The following is an 18,340-nucleotide window of genomic DNA, read 5'->3' as shown; positions in this document are numbered from 1 at the left end:
TCTATTTAACGCATGCTGCTAGCTTAAGCCGTTCCACGCGATTTTTTTCTGACCAGAAAGAAATAAGCGAGCATCGCTGCGGCGCTCGTCAATAAAATAATTACGCCCAGCGGAACGGCAGTGTCTTCACCCGCGATGCCGACCAGCGGGGAAACGACCGCTCCCAGCAAGAACGGAATGACCCCCAGCAGCGCAGCAGCGCTCCCTGCCATCCGACTCTGGCTCTCCATCGCAAGCGGGAAAGCCGCGGTTGATGTAATGCCGATTGCCGCTACGAAGAAAAACAACGGAATCACTAAAGCGAAAAGAGGGCCGTGAACGAGGGCCACCACCAAGACAGCGACGCTTGCCAGACAGGCTAGCCATAGGCCGAACAACAGAAAGGTTTGTTCGGATACGCGATGCGCCATCCGCCCGACCAGTTGGGAACCGATGATCAGGCTGATGCCGTTCGACCCGAACAACAGGGCGAATACGGTCGGCGAGGCCCCGTAAATGTTTTGATAAATAAAGGGCGTTCCCGAAACGTATGCGAAAACCCCCGCGATCATAATGCCCTGTGCCAGCATATAGCCGACGAACTGGCGATCCCGCAAGAGCGATCCGTAGTTCCGCAACTGCTCTACGAAATTGCTGGGCCTGCGGCGATCGGGTGGCAGTGTCTCCTGCAGCTGCCATTTGGTCATCGTCAACAGGTAGATTCCCAGCAGGGCGAGCGCTAGAAATACGCCGATCCAAGTGGTGAAAGAAAGAATCCCGCTACCGGTAACCGGCGCTACGAGTGGACCCAAATTACCGACAAGCAAGAGCATCGAGAAAAACTTGGTAAGCTCGTGACCGTTGTACAGGTCGCGCGCGATCGCGCGGGAAATGACAATGCCCGCGGAAGCGGCAAAACCTTGCACGAACCGGAAGGCGATCAAGAGCCCGATATTCGGCGAGAATGCGCAAGCTAACGAGGCGGCCACATAAACGGCCATAGAGATAAGCAGCGGATAACGTCTGCCATAAACGTCGCTCAGCGAACCCATGACGAGCTGGCCGATGCCAAGTCCGAGCAAACAAGCGGTCAGGCTGAGTTGCACCAGCGAAGCTGTCGTATCGAATTGCTTCACAATCTCCGGAAACGCCGGTAAATACATATCGATCGTAAAAGGCCCGAGTGTCGAAAATAATCCGAGCAGTAAAGCCAGTCTAACCACATGCTGATTGTTCTTGTTGTTCATAATAAAGCGAATCTCCTATTCTTCATTCCATATCCGAAACTCTTATTCTCTTATTTGCCGATTTCGGAGCTGCACAAGGGAGCCGGAAGCCGGCTTGTACGATTCCGAGACGAGAGTCTGTTTTTCATCCTATCACAACTGTGCGGATTTCGACAACCAATGATGGGGGGGGGGCGAGCTGAATTGTTATCGGCGTTTTGGCTGCATCGTCCATCATCCCTGAATCTTGTAAATTGCATGCGAAACCGCCGAATTTATCCTGCTTTTGCCGGAATGAGGAGGTGTTAGTGGATCGGATGCCCGCCGAATAAGGGGAATTTTCGACTTTCTGTGCTAATATTATGCAGTTTTTGTTGAGAACGACTATAATAGTATAAGTTTGGTTCGTTCAGTTCCTTAACATCCATATCGACGGGGAGGAGATTCGTATTGACCTGTATTTGATTCTTTTTGGTGTAGGGATTCTGCTCGTGGTATTAGCCATGTTCCATGTGGACTTGGGAGACTACATCGGTATTGAAACTTTGACCCTTGCATGCTGTTTCATGTCGTTTGGAGCTTGTGGTTACATAACCCGCAACTGGATCATCGCAGCGGTGTTTGCTATCATTTTCACAATTGCCGTTCATTTCTTAGTGGTAGTCAAACTCCGCAAGATGCAGAACTCCAATGGAGCTTCTGAGGCCAGTTTGGTCGGTATGAGTGCTATCGTAACGGTCCCGATCTCGGAAACAGGCGTGGGTGAGATTTACTTCCCAAGGGGGATTTCCGTTTCCAATCAACCTGCCAGCAGTTTTGACAAGGTCGCGATACCTAGCGGCAGGAAGGTCCACGTCATTGATGTGAAAGACGGCATTTGCCTGGTAAGTAAAATAATAGATCTGGACGAGGAGGAATAATTCTATGTTTGAGTTAAGCAGCACACTGATTCTTGGCGGTATCGGGGTAGCCGTACTAATCGTGGCGGTATTGGTATTTATTAACCGCTACCGTACGGTTTCTTCCAACGAAGCGATGATCGTCACAGGGAACATGCTCGGTTCGAGGAACATCGTCGAATCGGAGAACCAAAACGGCGGCCGGATCAAGATCATCAAAGGCGGCGGCGCGCTCGTTCTGCCAGTCGTGCAGGTTGAAAAGCGTCTGAGCTTGAAATCTCACATGATTGAGGTCAAAACACCTGAGGTGTACACAGAAGAAGGCGTTCCGGTTCAGGTGGACGCGACAGCTCTCATTAAGGTCGGCAGTATGATCGAGGATATCGCCAAAGCAGCCGAGCGTTACCTGGATAAGTCCGATGAAGTCCTCAAGCTCGAAGCGGGCGAGGTGCTTGAAGGTCACCTCCGTTCCATTCTCGGTTCGATGACGGTAGAGGAAATTTACAAAAACCGTGATAAGTTTGCTCAAGACGTGCAGGCAGTTGCCGTGGTTGACTTGAAGAAAATGGGTCTGGCCATCGACTCCTTCACGATCAAAGACGTTCGCGATAAACACGAGTACCTTGCTTCTCTCGGTAAACCCCGGATTGCGCAGGTGAAGCGCGATGCTGACATTGCCGAAGCGGAAGCTCTGCAGCAAGCCCGGGTTAAAAAGGCGGAAGCTGAGCAAATTGCCCGCCAGGCCGAGCTTGAGCGTGAAGCGAAGATTGAAGAAGCTACCAAAGATCGCAACCTGAAAGTGTCGCAGTTTAAAGAAGAGTCGGACAAAGCGAAAGCGAAGGCGGACGTTGCCTACTCGGTACAAAAAGCGGTTTCCGACCGCGAAGCTGTCGAGGCGGAGATGCAAGTGCAAAAGATCAAGCTTGAGCGTGAGACGGAACTCGCTGAGAAGCAAGTTGCCCTCACAACCCAAAAGCTCGAGGCGGAAGTTAAGGTTAAAGCCGATGCCGAGGTTTACGAGCGTTCACAAAAAGCCGAAGCGGCTAAAATCGAGCAAGAGCGCCAAGCTGAAGCTGATGCGACGAAACGCCGTCTGCAAGCGGAAGCTGAATCTAAGGCGAAAGAGCTGGAAGGGAAAGCCGAAGCCGAAGTGACCAAGGCGAAAGGTCTTGCCGAAGCGGCTTCTACACGTGAAAAAGGTTCCGCTGAAGCTGACGTTGCTCAGCGTCTGGCGCAAGTCGAAGTCGAGAAGGAAATGGGTCTTGCCGACGCCGCGCTGAAACTGGGTCAACTGCGTTATGTCGAGCTGATCACAGCGGTTCTGCCTGAAGTTGCAGGTAAGATTGCCGAGCCAATGGCCAACATCGATAAGCTGACGATCATCGACGCTAACGGCAACGGTGAAGCCGGAAGCGGTATGGGGAAAGTTACGAGCCAAGTGACGAACCTCATGAAGTTCCTGCCGGAAGTGGTAAACGATATGACGGGGATCAAGCTGGGTGACGTTCTTGCCCACATGACCAACGGCCGTGTCGGTCAAACGGGTGAATTCGACCCGAACAGCATCGCCCAGCTCTTGAAGCAGGCTAAAGGCGTTGATCCTCAAGTTCTTTCACTTCTTCTGCAAAGCGCCGGTATCAGCGGTCTGACGGGTACAAACTCCGCACCTGTAATGGAAACGTCCAGCAGTGCCGCTGCGGAATCTTCCTCCCAAACGGAAGGGGTTGGCAGTGAAATCGGTGAGAAAGCTTCCCCGGAGAATGACAAGTAGATCCTAGCAAGACGGAAAGAGAGTAGTGTGGTTTCACGCCGGCTGCTCTCTTTTTTCGTGCGTTCCTCCAGAACTAAGCGGCTAACTCTCATTTCCACCATCTACCTGCGTTGTTATCGGTTCATTTTTTTTATTGATAAGCTGCAGTTCCCTCCTTCATTAGTTATTACCGCAGATAAGAAAAAAATCGATACGGTAACCGGTAGTTATTGTTGGTCTGGCGCATTTTCCGAGAAGTGTGTTGACACGCTTCCACCTTCCGAATTATTGGAAGTTAAGAAATACGATCCGGTTAAACTACCCAAGGCCGCAACAATCAATTTGAAGTTTGATGAAGAACCCCAAACAGTTGAGGTGCGAATCGAACAATCTGGCGAAAACAGCACTCCTGCATCCGTAAGGCTGGAGGATAACAAATTAACACTGCCACAAGAAAACGGGATTTATTTGTACCATATTTTCGCCAAATATAGCAAGGGGACGGTCACCTACATGTTTTCGATAAATGTAGAATAACTGCCTATATTTTTTGGGGCATCCTGCTCGCAAGCAAGAGGGGAACGGGCTCAAGTGGAGGCGGGTGGTTCCCACACCACCATATTCGCAATGACCTGGTGCCCTCTCCCTTCCCTTTCCTTTCCCTTTCACCTACAAGGTAGAGGGTTGCACGCAAAAGGGGCTGTCTCCAAGATATTCTGCGATGTGGGGAGCCCCGCCCCGGACCGATTCCTTAAGTAAAAGGACCTCAGCCTCCGCATTCCAGTGGAAGTTGAGGTCCTTTCGTTTCTAAGTTCGGGACGTTCTCCGGTGATCCGACAACCGACATGCCGACGTACAGGTTCGTCTCCGTCGCGGCCGGATTTGCGGCGATAATTTCCTTCGCAAGATCGACGCCCGTTCGGCCGGACGTAACTCCTAGCGCGCGGTGTTTCGCTGCATGACGGTGGTCGGTCGACCGCATGCCCTATACCCACCGGCGCGCGATAATGTCATGCATCTGCCCGGCGAAAGATGAGGCGGACTCCAGGCCTGCCCAAAACCATTCCATGCCTTGCTCCAGATCCAGAATATCCATCGGATTCGGAAACAGCTCGTGCAGGAAATAACTGTTTTCGATATCGTCGTTATGAATATTTAGCGAATGCAAATAATCGTCGCTCCATACTTGCCGGTTTACTTGCTTCAGTACGGAGATGAAGTGGGTCTGCTCGACCATGGATTTCTGGACATCTTCCCGGATCGAGGTCTGAATGAACAGATTGGCCAACTCGGAATTGCGGCACGTGGCAGGAATCGCGAGTAAGTTAGCCACTACTGTCGTTGCTTCCGACGGGCCGAATGGCATCGCAGTAACTTGAGGTTCGAACGGCATTTGCTTTCTCCAACCGGCCAATTCCATCGATGTTGTCAGCACCATGGCCGCCCGCTGTCTGGGAAAGGCGTCCCCGTTGATAAGAAAACGCCGGCTCTGGAACAAGGTTGCAATCTTGTAGCGGAAGAGCAAGTCATGGATAAAGTCCAGCGAGTTTTGAAGCGGTTCCACTTGCTCGGACTTGGTGAAGAAGCGGACATCGTTTTGCAGAGCAAAAACAAGCCATCGGCTGAAAGTGGATGACAAGGATAGGCCGTACTGGTCTGTGATGCCGTCGCCGTTCGTATCGAGCGTTAATTTTTGGGCGGCGCGCAGCAGATCCTCCCGCACCCAATCGGCGGTTGGCTTCGGTACGTTATATTTGTCGAACAGCCCGGGATTGTACGCCATGAAGATGGTTGAGAACGTCACCGGGATCGCTTTGAACCGGCCGTTCTCCTGAAAGGCCGACAACAGCTTCGGATATATGCCGGAGGCGGATTTGGATACGGAGCCGTGAAGTTCGCTGAACGCCGTGTCGTTCTCGATATCCGCGTACTGCCGATCCGTAATCAACAGCAGGTCGGGCTCCATGCCGCCGTTCATACAGTCCCAGAACGAACCGGCGGGATAGCCGACCACTTTCACCTGGACATGCGGATTCTCGCGCTCGAAGGTTTCGATGACGATCGGGAGACAAGCGTTCATAAATTCGGAAGGGGACGTGCAGACGATATGCAGCGTCTTATGCTGCTCCCCCGGTATAACCAGATCGGGCGAAACCATCGAGCCGCGGGAAGGCTGTTTGACAATAAGGCCTTCCTGCATAAGTTTATCCAGGGTAGCTCTGACGGATGTCCGGCTCATCCCGTAATATTCGCTTAACCGGTTTTCCGACAACAGGTAATCACCGGGCTTGATGTAGCCCGAGTAGATTTGCTCGCGTAAAATATTGGCCAATTCCGTATATCTCAGTTCGTTTTCTCTGCGCATGGGAACCTATCCTTTTCTAAAATCATCGTATCGCTATTGTAGCAAAGCAAACCGGAATCATACAACATGGTTTTCGAACAACGGCCTATATTTTTCCTTGTCAGATGGTGTGAAACCTTATATACTTTAAATCGTCCGGTATCATACCGGTTTAATCATTTGAATATAAACAAGCTGGAGATGAATCTTGAACGAAATGGGGGAGACATTTTTTTTACGAAAAGCAGGCGATCAGGGCAGCAGGGCAGCAGGGCAGCAGAAGCAGCAGGGCAGCAGGGCAGCAGAGCAGCAGAGCAACAGAGCAACAGAGCAACAGAGCAACAGAGCACTAGTTTCAACAAGTTGCGAAAATCCTAGATGCCTCACTAAACAGAGCTTTTAAACGAAGCTATGTCCATGCCGGATCAGCCTGTGCAAAAGGCAGCTTTACTTTGATGTCTCGGTCCGCTATAAGACTTTTGCGAACTGCGACCGTAACCACATTTGAAGCGTTAACCAAAGCTTTTAAACGGTTGAAGACGTTGCGTTGACCTACTGCTATTCTTGGGAGAAAAGATTTTATTATAACCGGTATGACTCCGGTTGTAACTTTGTTTTAACACAAACTGGCTGCGAAAAGGGCATTGGGGGAACGCATATGAAACTGGCACGAATCGCGATTTGGTTCGATCCGGAAGTTGCCGAAGCTCGCTGGCGCTACGGAATGAATGTATTTGAAGCTTACTTGGAGGAACTGCTGAATCATCGGGGAATAACGTATGAGATGCCGAAGCGGCTGGATGACTTGCAGCGAAGCCGGTACGATCTGGTGCTGGTTGCCTTGGCCGCCGAGACGGAGGCTACCGTCGATGTCCTGCACCGCTTCGCCAGCGAGGGAGGGGGCGTCGTCTTGTTTGCCAATCTGAACCGGATGGCCGCAAGATTCGGATATACCAGGCAGCCGCGGTACCACTCCGGGTATGCTTCCTTCGGCTCCGGCGGGAAAGGAACGGATGGCTCGGAATCCAGGCCGCTGCGCTTTCTCGATGCTTTGCCTTGGCGGCCATTCGAAGAAAACGCCGCTTCGGCCGGGAAGCTTGGGGAAATCCGCTTGGATGCGCTGCAGGACGATGCCCGCGACGCCGATCATGAGGTGCTGCCTGCGCTTCTCCGTTTTCGGGTCGGCGCCGGCTTCGTTGACCGTTGGTCGGTCGGGCTGCTGACGACAATCGTGGGGCTGCAGCAAGGGTCCGCGCCGCTTGCCGAGGACGGAGCTCCGGCACCGGATGGCACCGCTTCCGTAAATGACGGAATTTTGAAGGCGGACGATACGATAGAGATGTGCTGGCGGCGCGACCGACGGGTCAGCGAGACCGGAGCTCCCTATTTCGCTTATCCCTACGCCGACGAATGGCGCGAGGTCATAATCGGACATCTCGTTCGGCGTGCGGCCGAGCACGGCTGGAGCGTTCCGTATATCGGCTACTGGCCGCCTGGGGTCGAAGCGGTCGCGATGATTTCCCACGACAGCGACGGCAATGACGAGGAGCACGGCATGACGACGCTTGAGCTGATGAAGGAGTGCGGGATCCGTACGACCTGGTGCATGATCGAGAGCGGTTACAGCCGGAAACTATATGACCGGATCGAGCAGGACGGCCATGAAATCGCGTTCCACTATAATGCGATCGACCGGAACGGCTATTGGGCTGAAGCTGAATTCAAGCGCCAGCTGGATTTTTTGAGAGCGGTTGCAAGCGATACGGACGTTGTGTCGAACAAAAACCACGTTACCCGCTTCGAGGGCTGGGGCGAACTGTTCCGCTGGTGTGAAAAGTACGGCATCGAGAGCGACCAGACGAGAGGGCCGAGCAAGAAGGGGAACGTCGGCTTTTTGTTCGGAACATGCCACCCCTACCGGCCGATCGCCTGGTCGGAGGAACGAAACCGGCGGTACAACGTGCTGGAGATCGGGTTTTTGACCCAGGATCTGGATCATGGCAAGTGGACGGACACCAGTGTAATCGTTCCTTTCCTGGAGGAAGTGCGCCGTGCTGAAGGGGTTGCCCATTTCCTGTTCCACCAAGTGCATCTTCACCAAAAACAGCCCGTCCGGGAAGCGTTCCGGCGCACGGTCCAGGAAGCGAAGGCGCGAGGCTTCGAATTTTGGACCGGGAAGCGGATCAACGACTGGGAACGGGCCAGACGGGGCCTGCGAATCGTAAGCGTCGCGGACGATGGGGCAATCTCCGTCGCAGCCGGGACGGGGGAAGCAGAGAAGATCGAGGCGGTGCTGTATATTCCGGTTCCGGAGGGAGGAAGCGGAAGCGGCGAGCACTCGCACGCTTCATCCGTCACGGTGCGTTATGGCGTTCCGACGATCCGAACTTCGACCGGAACGACGCCGCTTATGCGATCCGTAAAGTAGTCCGTCATCCGCAGTCTGAACCGAAAGCGAGTTGAGAATGAACAAATGGTCATCACGAACGCAAAGCGCAGGGTCACCCTGTATACCCCAAGCAAAATCGCCAATGCGCGGGCGAATATCGCAACCTGCCGATGGGCCCGTGACTTGATGGAGCGGGCGACCGCCAAGGCGGACGAGGCTTTGTCGCGCGGAGCGGACTTCTGGTGGAGCCTGATTCCTCCCCAGTCCGTTCCACGCAGCTACGCTACGAACCAGGTGGAAGGTTCACCGATTACCGGAAAAGCGTTTCTCGCTATGTACGGCCCTTACGGTTACACGCTGGATCTGGACGAACCTTGGACAATAACGGACCCGAGCAGCGGCTATCAATTCCCGACCAACGACTTCGCCGCTTATTACGCCAGCGGTCTCGACCGGCACGGCATCTTCGATCCGCGACTCGCGGACCGACGGCTTCTTGTAAACACGCGTTATCCCGGCAAAGGGGAGTCGTGGGGGGTCGACGACGGCTTCGGATGGGTGGACGAACACGGCAACCGGTGGACATTCGTCGCCTATTACCATCACTTTTTGTGGAAAAACGTAGTGATGGACGTACTTACCGGCCTTCGGGACGCTTATCTGTATACGGGCGATATTCGTTATGCCCGGACAGGAGTCATCCTGCTGGACCGGATCGCAGACGTTTATCCCGATATGGATACGCTGCCTTATGACAAAGCGGTATTCCTTAATTCTCACGGCGGAGACGGTCTCGGCAAAACGATCGGCTCGATATGGGAAACCCGCCTCGTCAAATTATACGCAAGCGCTTACGATGCGTTCTACCCGATGATGGACGACAGGGAAACGATTGACTTCCTTGCGCAAAAAGCGCGGCGGTACGGCCTGGCCAATACGAAAAACACGGCGGAGGCGATCCGCCTGAACATCGAGAACGGCATAATCCGGGAAGTATATCCGGGGGTACGAACCGCGCGCATCCGCGGCAATACGGGCTACCACCAAAGCGCTCTGGCGATGGCGGCCGTCGTGCTCGACGAGCCCGGTACGACGGAGGAGTGGCTGCAATTCGTCTTCCAGTCGGGCGCGTACTTGAAAAAGCCCGCCCATCACATATCCGGCGGCAACATGCTGGCCTCGCTCGTCAATCTCGTGGACAGGGACGGCCATGGCGACGAAGGCTCTCCCGGCTACAACAGCGGCTGGCTGGAAGGTTATATGCTTATTTCCGATCTATTGTCCGGATACGACAACAGGCCGGAGAGCGCCGATTTGTACCGGAACGTAAGGCTGAAGCGCATGTTCCACTCCCAGCTTCCGCTGATCATGCTGGACCGGTATACAGCCCAGATCGGGGATACGGGGCTGACCGGCAACGCCTTCCGCCTGATAGATCTGAAGGTGGCCGTGAAAGCCTACGAGTTATATCGCGAACCGGTGATGGCTCAAGTCGCCTATTTTCTGAACGGGAATTCGGCAGAGGGCATTCACGGCGATATATTCTCGGAAGAGGCGGACCGCCTGGCGGCTAGGATCAGACATGAGATCGATACGCACGGCGAGTGGAAGCCGCGGAGCGATCAGATGACCGGCTTCGGCTTTGCCGTTCTGCGGGATGGAGACAAAGCGGACCCGGCCTTCGGAGATACGAGGCGGGACATCTGGATGTATTACGGGCGTTCGGGGACGAGTCATGCCCATCGCGATAAGCTGAATATCGGCGTGCACGCTTTCGGTCTGGACTTGAGCCCTGATCTCGGATACCCGGAGGCGACGGGGATGTGGCCGAAGCGGCATGAATGGGAGAACAATACGATCAGTCACAATACGGTCGTCGTGGATAACCGGAAGCAGAAAGGTTCCTGGGTCGGCCTTCCGCGCCATTTCGACGACGGTCCGCAAGTACAGCTGATCGAGGTGGAGGACCCGCAGGCGTATCCGCAAACCGATCTGTACCGGCGGACGACCGCTATGATCCGGGTGGATGAGACGAACAGCTACACCGTCGATTTTTTTCGCATCAAGGGAGGCGGCGATCACCGCTACAGCTTCCACGGGACGGTAGGCGGCGTTAGCGTCGAAGGACTGCGTCTCGTGCCGCAGACGGACGAAACGGGACAGTTCGCCGGAACCTACGCCGGACCGGACGTCCCTTACGGGATTCCGAACGATGCCGATCCCGAGGAGAAGCTGTATCGGGGAAGCGGCTATCATTACTTGAGGAATGTGGAGCGCGACACGGTTCCCCCTGAACAGTTCAGCGTCGATTGGGCGGCCGTTGACTTTCGCGGCCTTTCGCCGGATGCCAGAGACGTTCATCTGCGGTTGACCATGCTGGGAAAGGTCGACGACGTAGCTCTGGCCGATGGCGTGCCTCCACAGAAACCGACCAACCCGCCGTCCCTGAAGTATGTCATCGCGCACCGGCAGGGGAACGATCTCGAGTCGATTTTCAGCTCCGTGATAGAGCCTTACCGGGGGCGCCGGTTTATCCGGTCTATCGAACCGCTGGAGGTGAGGAGGGCTGACGGGACGATTGCAGGGAACTTCGAAGCGAGAGCGATCCGCATCGCGCTGGAGGGCGGCAGATCGGATACGGTCGTCTGCACGCTGTCGTCGGATACCGAGTATATCGTGGACGGGACGCTGAAGTTTGCCGGATTTTTCGGCGTATACGCGGAGCAGGACGATCGCGAAGTGTTCGTCTATGCGAATGACGGCCGGTTCACGGACTTCTCCGGCGAGAGACGCGCGTTTGCGGCGGGGACGGTCGTTGATTTTACGCGGGAGCTTTCCTTTCGCAACGTACTCGTGGTGGAACTGGACGCATTGCCCGGGGACGGCGCCAGCGATACATGGGAAGATTGGATCGGCCGTTTCGTTTATGTCGCGAATGACGGAATCCGCAATGCGGCTTATCGGATCGAGCATGCCGAACGACTCGGCGGCGCGCGTTACCGTCTCGATATCGGGGAAGCGTCCTTGGTGCGGCAGTATGCGGATGCCGACGATTTTTCCAAAGGATACGTGTACGACATTGCCGAAGGGGCAGCCTTCCGTATACCTTTGTCTCATTTGATCGTCAGAGAGAATAACCGTAAATCATAAGGGGGATGTTCACCATGTCTGTTAAAAGGTATGCCGCACCGGTAGTGATCATGGTTGCCGCCATCGTATTGGCGTCGGCCTGCTCGGGTGAAAGGGAAGGGAAGCGAGGGGGAACCGACTCGGATTCCTCTCAGCTCCAGGAGCAAACGCCGGCCAAAAGAGAACCGGCGGAGGTGGTGTTTTATTCGAATAATAACGATCCGACGGAAAGCTTCGACTACCGTTTCGGCAATACGCTGCGCAAGAAATTTCCCGAATATACGATCAAATATATTCAAAGCCAAGGCATCACGCTTGAGCAAATGATCGCGACAAATACGACGTTCGACATTTTCTTCCAATCGATCGGGAATTATGAAAACTTTATGGTGCCGGCCGCGCTCGAGTACGACATGACCGAGCTGATCCGCGAGCACAAGGTCGACCTGAACAAGTTCGAGCCGACGATCATCGATGCGGTGCGGCAGGCTTCCGGCGGGAAAATGTACGGCTTGCCCGTCTTCACCAGCAATCTCGTCCTTTATTACAATAAGACGTTATTCGACAAGTTCGGCGTGCCGTATCCGAAATCCGACGCCACTTGGGAGGAAACGATCGCAACGGCCAAGAAGATGGCCCGCATCGAAGGCGGCGTCTCCTATTTCGGCATGACCCATTCCCAGAAGCATATGTTCCGGTTAAATCCGCTCTCGATCGCGAATGCCGATCTGGCATCCAACGCGCCCACCATCAATAAGGACGAACGCTGGAAAACGTTCTATCGCACGCTGTTCATGGACCCTTTCCAGGATTCCGTCGTAACCGATTATATGAGAACTTCGGGGAAAATTCCGGATATCTACGATTTTACCGATAAGCAGAGGGTAGCGATGTTCCCTTATTTGTCCAGTCTGATCTACGCATGGGAACAGCAGCTTAAGGCGTTCAACTGGGATATCGTCGCACTGCCCTCCTTCTCCAATCTCCCGAATACGGGCTCGCCTTCTTATCCGACCTACTTCGGCATTACGAAAACATCCAAGAGCAAATCGGCCGCTATGGAAGTATTGAAATATATGGTATCCGACGAGTTTCAGATGGAACTGGCCCGAAAAGGCATCATGCCGGTCTTGAAAAACGATGAGGTGTTGAAAACGTTTGGTACGGAATCGCCGTTCAAGGATAAAAACCTGAAAGCCGTATTTGAGAAAAAATTTGCACCGAACGCTCCCAAAGCCCTTTACGACGCAAAGCTGATCGATCTGTACACGTCCTACGGACTGAAGCTGCAAAAGGGCGAGCTCGATCTGAATACGGCACTGCGCCAGGCGGATGAGGATGCTGTAAAAGTAATAGCAGAGGCGTTAAACAAGTAATGGATATTACCTCATAACAGGAGGTCGTGCACATGTCCGAAAGCAAAACGGCAATCAGCCGGCGCAAGCTGTTATCCGGGATGGCGATGGCGATGGCCGGAGCCGCCTCGGCCGCAAGCTTCGGTTATTCCGCGGCAGCTATGCCCGGCTCCGTAACGGAGTCCGTCTATGGCGGAAGGTCGGAGGACTGCTGCGAACAGCTCGCTGCCGATCTGGCCGACGGGGCGGACCCGGCCAAGGGAGCGGAGCTTATCGGCTACGGCGGAGGAACGGTGGCCGGGGTGCTGGGAGCGCTGATCTACACAGGCGGCAAAAATTATGCAGACGTGCAGACGGCGCTCGACGCAGCGCAAGGAAGGACGATTCGCTTCTCGCCGGGCACTTACGATTTTACGGGCGGCACGCCGATCGTTCGATCCGGCACCCGTCTGGCGGCGGAGGGCGACGTGATCATTCTGCAGCCGAATCCGGGCGCCTATGCGGGCTTCGCCGTCGAGCCCGGGAGCCGGGACATTGCGATCGACGGCTTCGACATACGCGGTCCGTGGTACGGCACAGGCGTGCCCGACTGGGTGAACGGAGACCAGGATGCAGCGATCTGGAACGCCCAATACGCTGAAAATATCGGCATCGATATACGGGGCCGGTGGTATCAGCGGGGTGTCCTCGGCTACAACGCCGCTCAAATGCAAGCGCTTACCGATGTAGGGGAACGAATCGTCGTCGAGAATTGCCGGATCGAGGGATTCGGCCAGTCGGGCATCCTTGCCGACAACGTCACCTCTTTCCGCGCGATCAACAATAAGATCAGCAGATGCGGCCGGGACGGCATCCGCTTGTACGGCATCGTCAATGGCACATGCATCGGCAATACGATAGAGCAGCTGTCTCCCGGGTTTGCGGGCGCGAAGCCGAACTACAACGTGTACGGCATCGCCGTCACGCGGCTTCATGGCAGCACGAGCGTGCCTGATCCGAATCTGACGATTGGCCGGCCGTCGGATAACGTAAATATCGCCTTCAACCATGTCAAGGGAGCAACGACATGGAAGTCGCTGGACACCCACGGGGGTCGCAATATCCGGTTCATCGGCAACGTGACGCGGGGATCGTATATCGCCATCGGCATCGACGAGGGCGGCTCCAACGATACGAACGGCAAGGCTCCGCCGCGTAATATCGTATGCGTCGGCAACGAGCTGATCCTGGAGCCGACGGACCCTTACCGGAGAGCGGCCATTACCGCCTTCAGCCCGGGCGGAACGGACGATCTGATCGGGCGCAGCCTGATTGTCGCGGACAACTATATCCAAGGCTACGGCTACCATCCGAACGACGGTGCCGTCAGCATCTCCTTCTTCGAAAATGTGACCGTTTGCGGCAATGTGTTTCGCAATTCACTGCGATCCGCGCTTACACTGCGGAATACGGTCAAAGATTTTTCGTTCACAGGCAATGTCGTAGACAACGTTCAGGTGAGCGACTACAATGTCGCTTTCGGAGTGCTCGTGGCTTCAGGCAATGTAAGCGGTGTCATAAACGGCAATACGTTTCGCAATCGCGATCAACCGTTTATGACCGCCGGCGTATCGCTTCCGGCTCCGGCGTCCGGTTACGGAGTCAAGGTCGGGAAGGACAACTCCTTCTACGGAGGGATGAACGCAAAGGTGAACACAGCGGCCAACGAAGCTGGAGGGTCGTGGTTTCTGACGCCGGTCGCCTATGGGCATATCCGCTTGAACGGCACCGATGCGATCCTGAGGGCGGGAAAGGGGATTGCTTCCGTAACGAGAGCCGGTACCGGCTTGGTCGATATCGTCCTTGGCGAAGCGTTGGGCTCGGCGGACAGCGTCGTCCCGCAAATCACGGCGAGAGGCGGCGCGGCACTGGTCTATTCGGTCGTATCGTCCGCTGCGAACGGTTTTCGGGTGCGGATTGCCAATCCGGGCGATATTCCGGTTGATAGCGATTTTTATGTTACGGTGCTTGGCTATTAAGGTTTGGGAAAGCCGTTCGCACCGGCGGGTATCGTCAGCTTTTCCAAGGCAAGCTTGCTCGTTAAGCCCTGCTTGGACGGATCATTCCGGGGAATGAATCCGCCCGACAGGGCTTTTCATGTTGTCGCCGGCAGCAGACTGCCACAGTGCCCCGTGATGAAACAAAATATATGTGCGAATGAAATAATCGTGCATGTTCGGGCGATGATCGCCTCTATATAATGAAATAAAAGTTATGGATCAGCGATATTCCCTATTAATGAACCGACATGATGAGAAGAAAGAAGGGACCCGTATGCAGGATAATGTCAAACGAGAACAAATAAAAACGCAGGTGCTCGTCCTGGGCGGCGGCGCCGGGGGGATTGGAGCGGCAATCGCGGCGGCGCGCGAAGGCGCGGAAACGATAATCGTGGACCGGCAAGGCTTTTTAGGCGGAAATATGACGATCGGCTTGCCTTTATTGGCTTTTTTGGACGCTGGGGGACGGCAGGTGACCGGCGGGCTGCCCCAGGAGATCGTGGACCGTCTGATCGAACTGGACGGTTCGTTCGGCCACCGGGCATGTCCCTTGCACAATTCGACGACGGTGATTGACCCGAATCTAATGAAAATCGTGCTTTTCGAAAAAGTAAAAAAATACGGGGTGCGTCCGCTGCTCCATTGCGAAATTATCGGGACCACCGTCAAGAACGGCGAGCTGCAATCGGTTATTGTGAAAGGCAAAGGCAAAGAAATCGAACTGTTTGCCGACGTATTTGTCGATGCGACAGGGGACGGCGACGTTGCGTTTATGGCGGGAGCCGAATTTGAAAAGGGGCAGTATGCGAACGGCGAGACGCAACCCCCCACCTTAATGTTTACGGTTGGAGGCTTCGAGCTGGAACGGTTTATGAATTTTCTGGAGGAACACCCGGAAGAGCTCAAGCACGGTTCCTCGATGAAAATACGTCCCGGATATACGGCCCAATTTCTGCGGGCCAGCGAAAATCATGTGTTCGTCGGATTAAAAAATACGATATCCCGGCTGAGACAAGAAGGGAAATGCCCGATTGATCGTGATACGATTATTTATATCAACTTGCCGCGGGAAGGGCATATCGCTTTAAACTGTATTCGCATCCTGAACTTTGACGGCACCCGGATCGAGGAGCTGAGCCGGGGCGAGGTGGAGTCGCATTTGCAGATCCTCCCCCTCATCCGGATGCTGAAGGAGCATATCCCCGGCTTTGAACATATTTATTTGTCCTCCATCGCGCCGTTTCTGGGCATCCGCGAAACCCGCCGGATCAAAGGCATGCAGATGATACGCGAAGACGCGGCGGTGCAAGGAGTCATTCCTGAGGACACGATCGCTTTAGGATCGTATATTATCGATATTCACAGCGGCTCGGGGGATTCGACACTGATCCGCTCGCTTGCCGGCCCTTATGGCATCACTTATGGGGCGACGATTTCCAAAGATATTAAGCGGCTCATGTTAAGCGGCAGGTGCATCAGCGTGGACCCGGTTGTATTCGGTTCCTCCCGAGTGATGCCTACTTGTATGGCCGTAGGCGAAGGGGTGGGCATCGGGGCCGCGATAGCGGCGAAGCAAAATATCACGCCCGAAGAGGTGGATGTGCAAATGATCCGGCAAAAGCTGCGGGAGCGTGGGGCGATCCTATCTTTGGACGGGCACGGGTAACCGCTGCTCCGGCCAAGCTTCCTTTGCAGGCGGAAATGGTTTGAAAGAGGAGCGGTAGCATGTGCGATGAAGCGGTTTCGGATGGCGGAGCAGACTGAAGGAGCGGAGGAGGAGAGCGTTATGCGCGAAGGGCAATTGACTTTTTTCGGCGGGGTAGGAAAGTCGGGAGGCGTACAGGTTGTTTACGGGAAAGGTGATCAGGGGCTTTTGTTCGATTTCGGCGTAGAGCATAGCAGTCTGCTGTTCCCGAAGCAGTTGACGCTGTACGAGCCGGTAGGAGCGACGCCCGGCCGGGAGCTGCGGCAATATGTGCTGGGCGGGATGACCGCGCCGCTGGTTCAGCTGTATGACCCGGATCAGCTCGGCGGATTGGATATGCAGAAGGTGAGCCAGGTATGGGGCGATCGGCAGTTTCCTTCGTACGGGCGGATCAGCGTGTTTATCGGGCATATGCATACGGACCATATGGCTGTTCTTCCTTATGCGAAGCCGGGCCTTCCCGTCTATATGAACCGCGACGCGTATGCCTTGTATCGGGGCATGGTTGCAGGAGGACACTCTCCGGATACTTCGGCGCAGATTCAGGCATGCGAGGATCTAAGCGTCGTCGATTTCGGCGAATTTGCGATGCAGGTTGTCGAGATGGACCATAATGCGACGGGTTCAGCGGGAATCCTCATCGATGACGGCGTCCACAAAATCGCATATACGGGAGACTGGCGGCGGCACGGCAAACATCCGGAGCGGATCGACCGGTTCATCCGGTTATGCCGCGAGAGACAGGTCGACCTGCTGATTACGGAAGGCACGCGTCTGGCAGCCGACCCGTCCGCCGAAGTTCCGCGTCAGCTGACGGAGGACGAACTGCTGGCCGGGTTCTCCGATAGGGTGAGTGAAGCGGAGGGACTCGTGTATGTGCAAATGTCGCCCCGCGATCTGGAACGAATGGCTAACCTGATGGCCATTGCCAACAAGAACGGGCGGGAGATCGTGATGGAGGCGTCCCATGCCCTGATCTGGCATGCCGCCAATCGTGAGGGGCTGCGCATTCTGGAGGGGCATCCGGCTCTCGGCGCGGATATCCGGGTGATCGATGCAACCGTGACGAACCCGACAACGATGCCTTACAGGACGATTTCGCTGGAGGAAGTGGCCGGGCGTAAACAGCAATACGTGTACTTTTTCAAATTTCCCGATCTTGCCCATCTGATAGAGCTGGAAACGCTTGGCGATCTGCAGGGGCGATCGCACTTCATTCAGTCTGATTACAGCGTAAAGCTGGAGCATCCCGATGTGGCCAAATATTTGAAAACGTTTGGCATTACAGGCCATTCGTTGTGCAACGGAGGGCATGCGCATCCCGAGGCGATCGCCGACATGATCGAGGGGATTGCGCCCAAGGCGGTCATAACGCTGCACAGCCGTCATCCAAGATCGCAACATACGAGAGGCGTTTACGCTTATCATCCGGAAAAGGGCGAGACGGCGACAGTTTCGTCTATCCTGGCTTCGGCCACCCTTGCCGGAAACCGAGCCTGAAGCCGGCTTGGAGCTTAAGCGACTT

The 18,340-nt window shown here is 55.0% G+C and carries 12 protein-coding genes; 9 read left to right on the top strand and 3 right to left on the bottom strand.

What is annotated here, in order from left to right:
• Nucleotides 1-23 precede the first annotated feature (23 nt).
• Entirely contained in the window at nucleotides 24-1,226 is a 1,203-nt protein-coding gene (locus tag PV433_RS14270; protein ID WP_332072759.1) for a multidrug effflux MFS transporter, read from the bottom strand.
• A gap of 470 nt (nucleotides 1,227-1,696) precedes the next feature.
• On the opposite strand from PV433_RS14270, the gene PV433_RS14265 reads away from it, so the two are divergent.
• Genes PV433_RS14265 through PV433_RS14255 form a run of 3 tightly spaced genes read left to right on the top strand, consistent with a single transcriptional unit; the run spans nucleotide 1,697 to nucleotide 4,391 of the window.
• Nucleotides 1,697-2,125, top strand: a complete 429-nt coding sequence (locus PV433_RS14265; protein WP_332072758.1) for a hypothetical protein — start codon at nucleotides 1,697-1,699, stop codon at nucleotides 2,123-2,125.
• 4 nt (nucleotides 2,126-2,129) lie between these two features.
• Nucleotides 2,130-3,875 (top strand): SPFH domain-containing protein, encoded by a 1,746-nt coding sequence (locus PV433_RS14260; protein ID WP_332072757.1) that lies wholly within the window; start codon nucleotides 2,130-2,132, stop codon nucleotides 3,873-3,875.
• A gap of 27 nt (nucleotides 3,876-3,902) precedes the next feature.
• Entirely contained in the window at nucleotides 3,903-4,391 is a 489-nt protein-coding gene (locus PV433_RS14255) for a hypothetical protein (RefSeq protein WP_332072756.1), read from the top strand.
• Between the two features lie 229 nt (nucleotides 4,392-4,620).
• Here PV433_RS14255 and PV433_RS14250 read toward each other — a convergent pair whose 3' ends face one another.
• Together PV433_RS14250 and PV433_RS14245 are read right to left on the bottom strand one after the other, a co-directional pair.
• Complete coding sequence (locus PV433_RS14250; RefSeq protein ID WP_332072755.1) at nucleotides 4,621-4,836, bottom strand: hypothetical protein; 216 nt, start codon at nucleotides 4,834-4,836, stop codon at nucleotides 4,621-4,623.
• A 3-nt stretch (nucleotides 4,837-4,839) separates the two neighbouring features.
• Nucleotides 4,840-6,219, bottom strand: coding sequence for an extracellular solute-binding protein (locus tag PV433_RS14245; protein ID WP_332072754.1), 1,380 nt, complete (start codon nucleotides 6,217-6,219; stop codon nucleotides 4,840-4,842).
• Nucleotides 6,220-6,856: 637 nt separating this feature from the next.
• Between PV433_RS14245 and PV433_RS14240 the strand changes: the two genes are divergently transcribed.
• The 6 genes from PV433_RS14240 (at nucleotide 6,857) to PV433_RS14215 (ending at nucleotide 18,315) form a co-directional block, all read left to right on the top strand.
• Nucleotides 6,857-8,626 (top strand): hypothetical protein, encoded by a 1,770-nt coding sequence (locus PV433_RS14240; RefSeq protein ID WP_332072753.1) that lies wholly within the window; start codon nucleotides 6,857-6,859, stop codon nucleotides 8,624-8,626.
• A gap of 45 nt (nucleotides 8,627-8,671) precedes the next feature.
• On the top strand, nucleotides 8,672-11,737 hold the full coding sequence (locus PV433_RS14235; RefSeq protein WP_332072752.1) for a heparinase II/III domain-containing protein: 3,066 nt from the start codon (nucleotides 8,672-8,674) through the stop codon (nucleotides 11,735-11,737).
• A gap of 14 nt (nucleotides 11,738-11,751) precedes the next feature.
• Entirely contained in the window at nucleotides 11,752-13,092 is a 1,341-nt protein-coding gene (locus PV433_RS14230; RefSeq protein ID WP_332072751.1) for an ABC transporter substrate-binding protein, read from the top strand.
• A gap of 32 nt (nucleotides 13,093-13,124) precedes the next feature.
• Nucleotides 13,125-15,089 carry a right-handed parallel beta-helix repeat-containing protein gene (locus PV433_RS14225; RefSeq protein ID WP_332072750.1) on the top strand — a complete coding sequence of 655 codons (1,965 nt, stop codon included), beginning with the start codon at nucleotides 13,125-13,127 and terminating at the stop codon, nucleotides 15,087-15,089.
• 295 nt (nucleotides 15,090-15,384) lie between these two features.
• The gene (locus tag PV433_RS14220) at nucleotides 15,385-16,776 is read left to right on the top strand and encodes an FAD-dependent oxidoreductase (protein WP_332072749.1); all 1,392 of its coding nucleotides are present in this window, start codon (nucleotides 15,385-15,387) and stop codon (nucleotides 16,774-16,776) included.
• Nucleotides 16,777-16,842: 66 nt separating this feature from the next.
• Entirely contained in the window at nucleotides 16,843-18,315 is a 1,473-nt protein-coding gene (locus tag PV433_RS14215) for a hypothetical protein (RefSeq protein WP_332072748.1), read from the top strand.
• Nucleotides 18,316-18,340 lie beyond the last annotated feature (25 nt).

The organism is Paenibacillus sp. GYB004 (assembly GCF_036577605.1).
GTDB lineage: Bacteria > Bacillota > Bacilli > Paenibacillales > NBRC-103111 > Paenibacillus_AB > Paenibacillus_AB oceani.
Note: the sequence above shows the minus strand (reverse complement) of the source record. Positions and strands in the feature narration are given on the sequence as shown.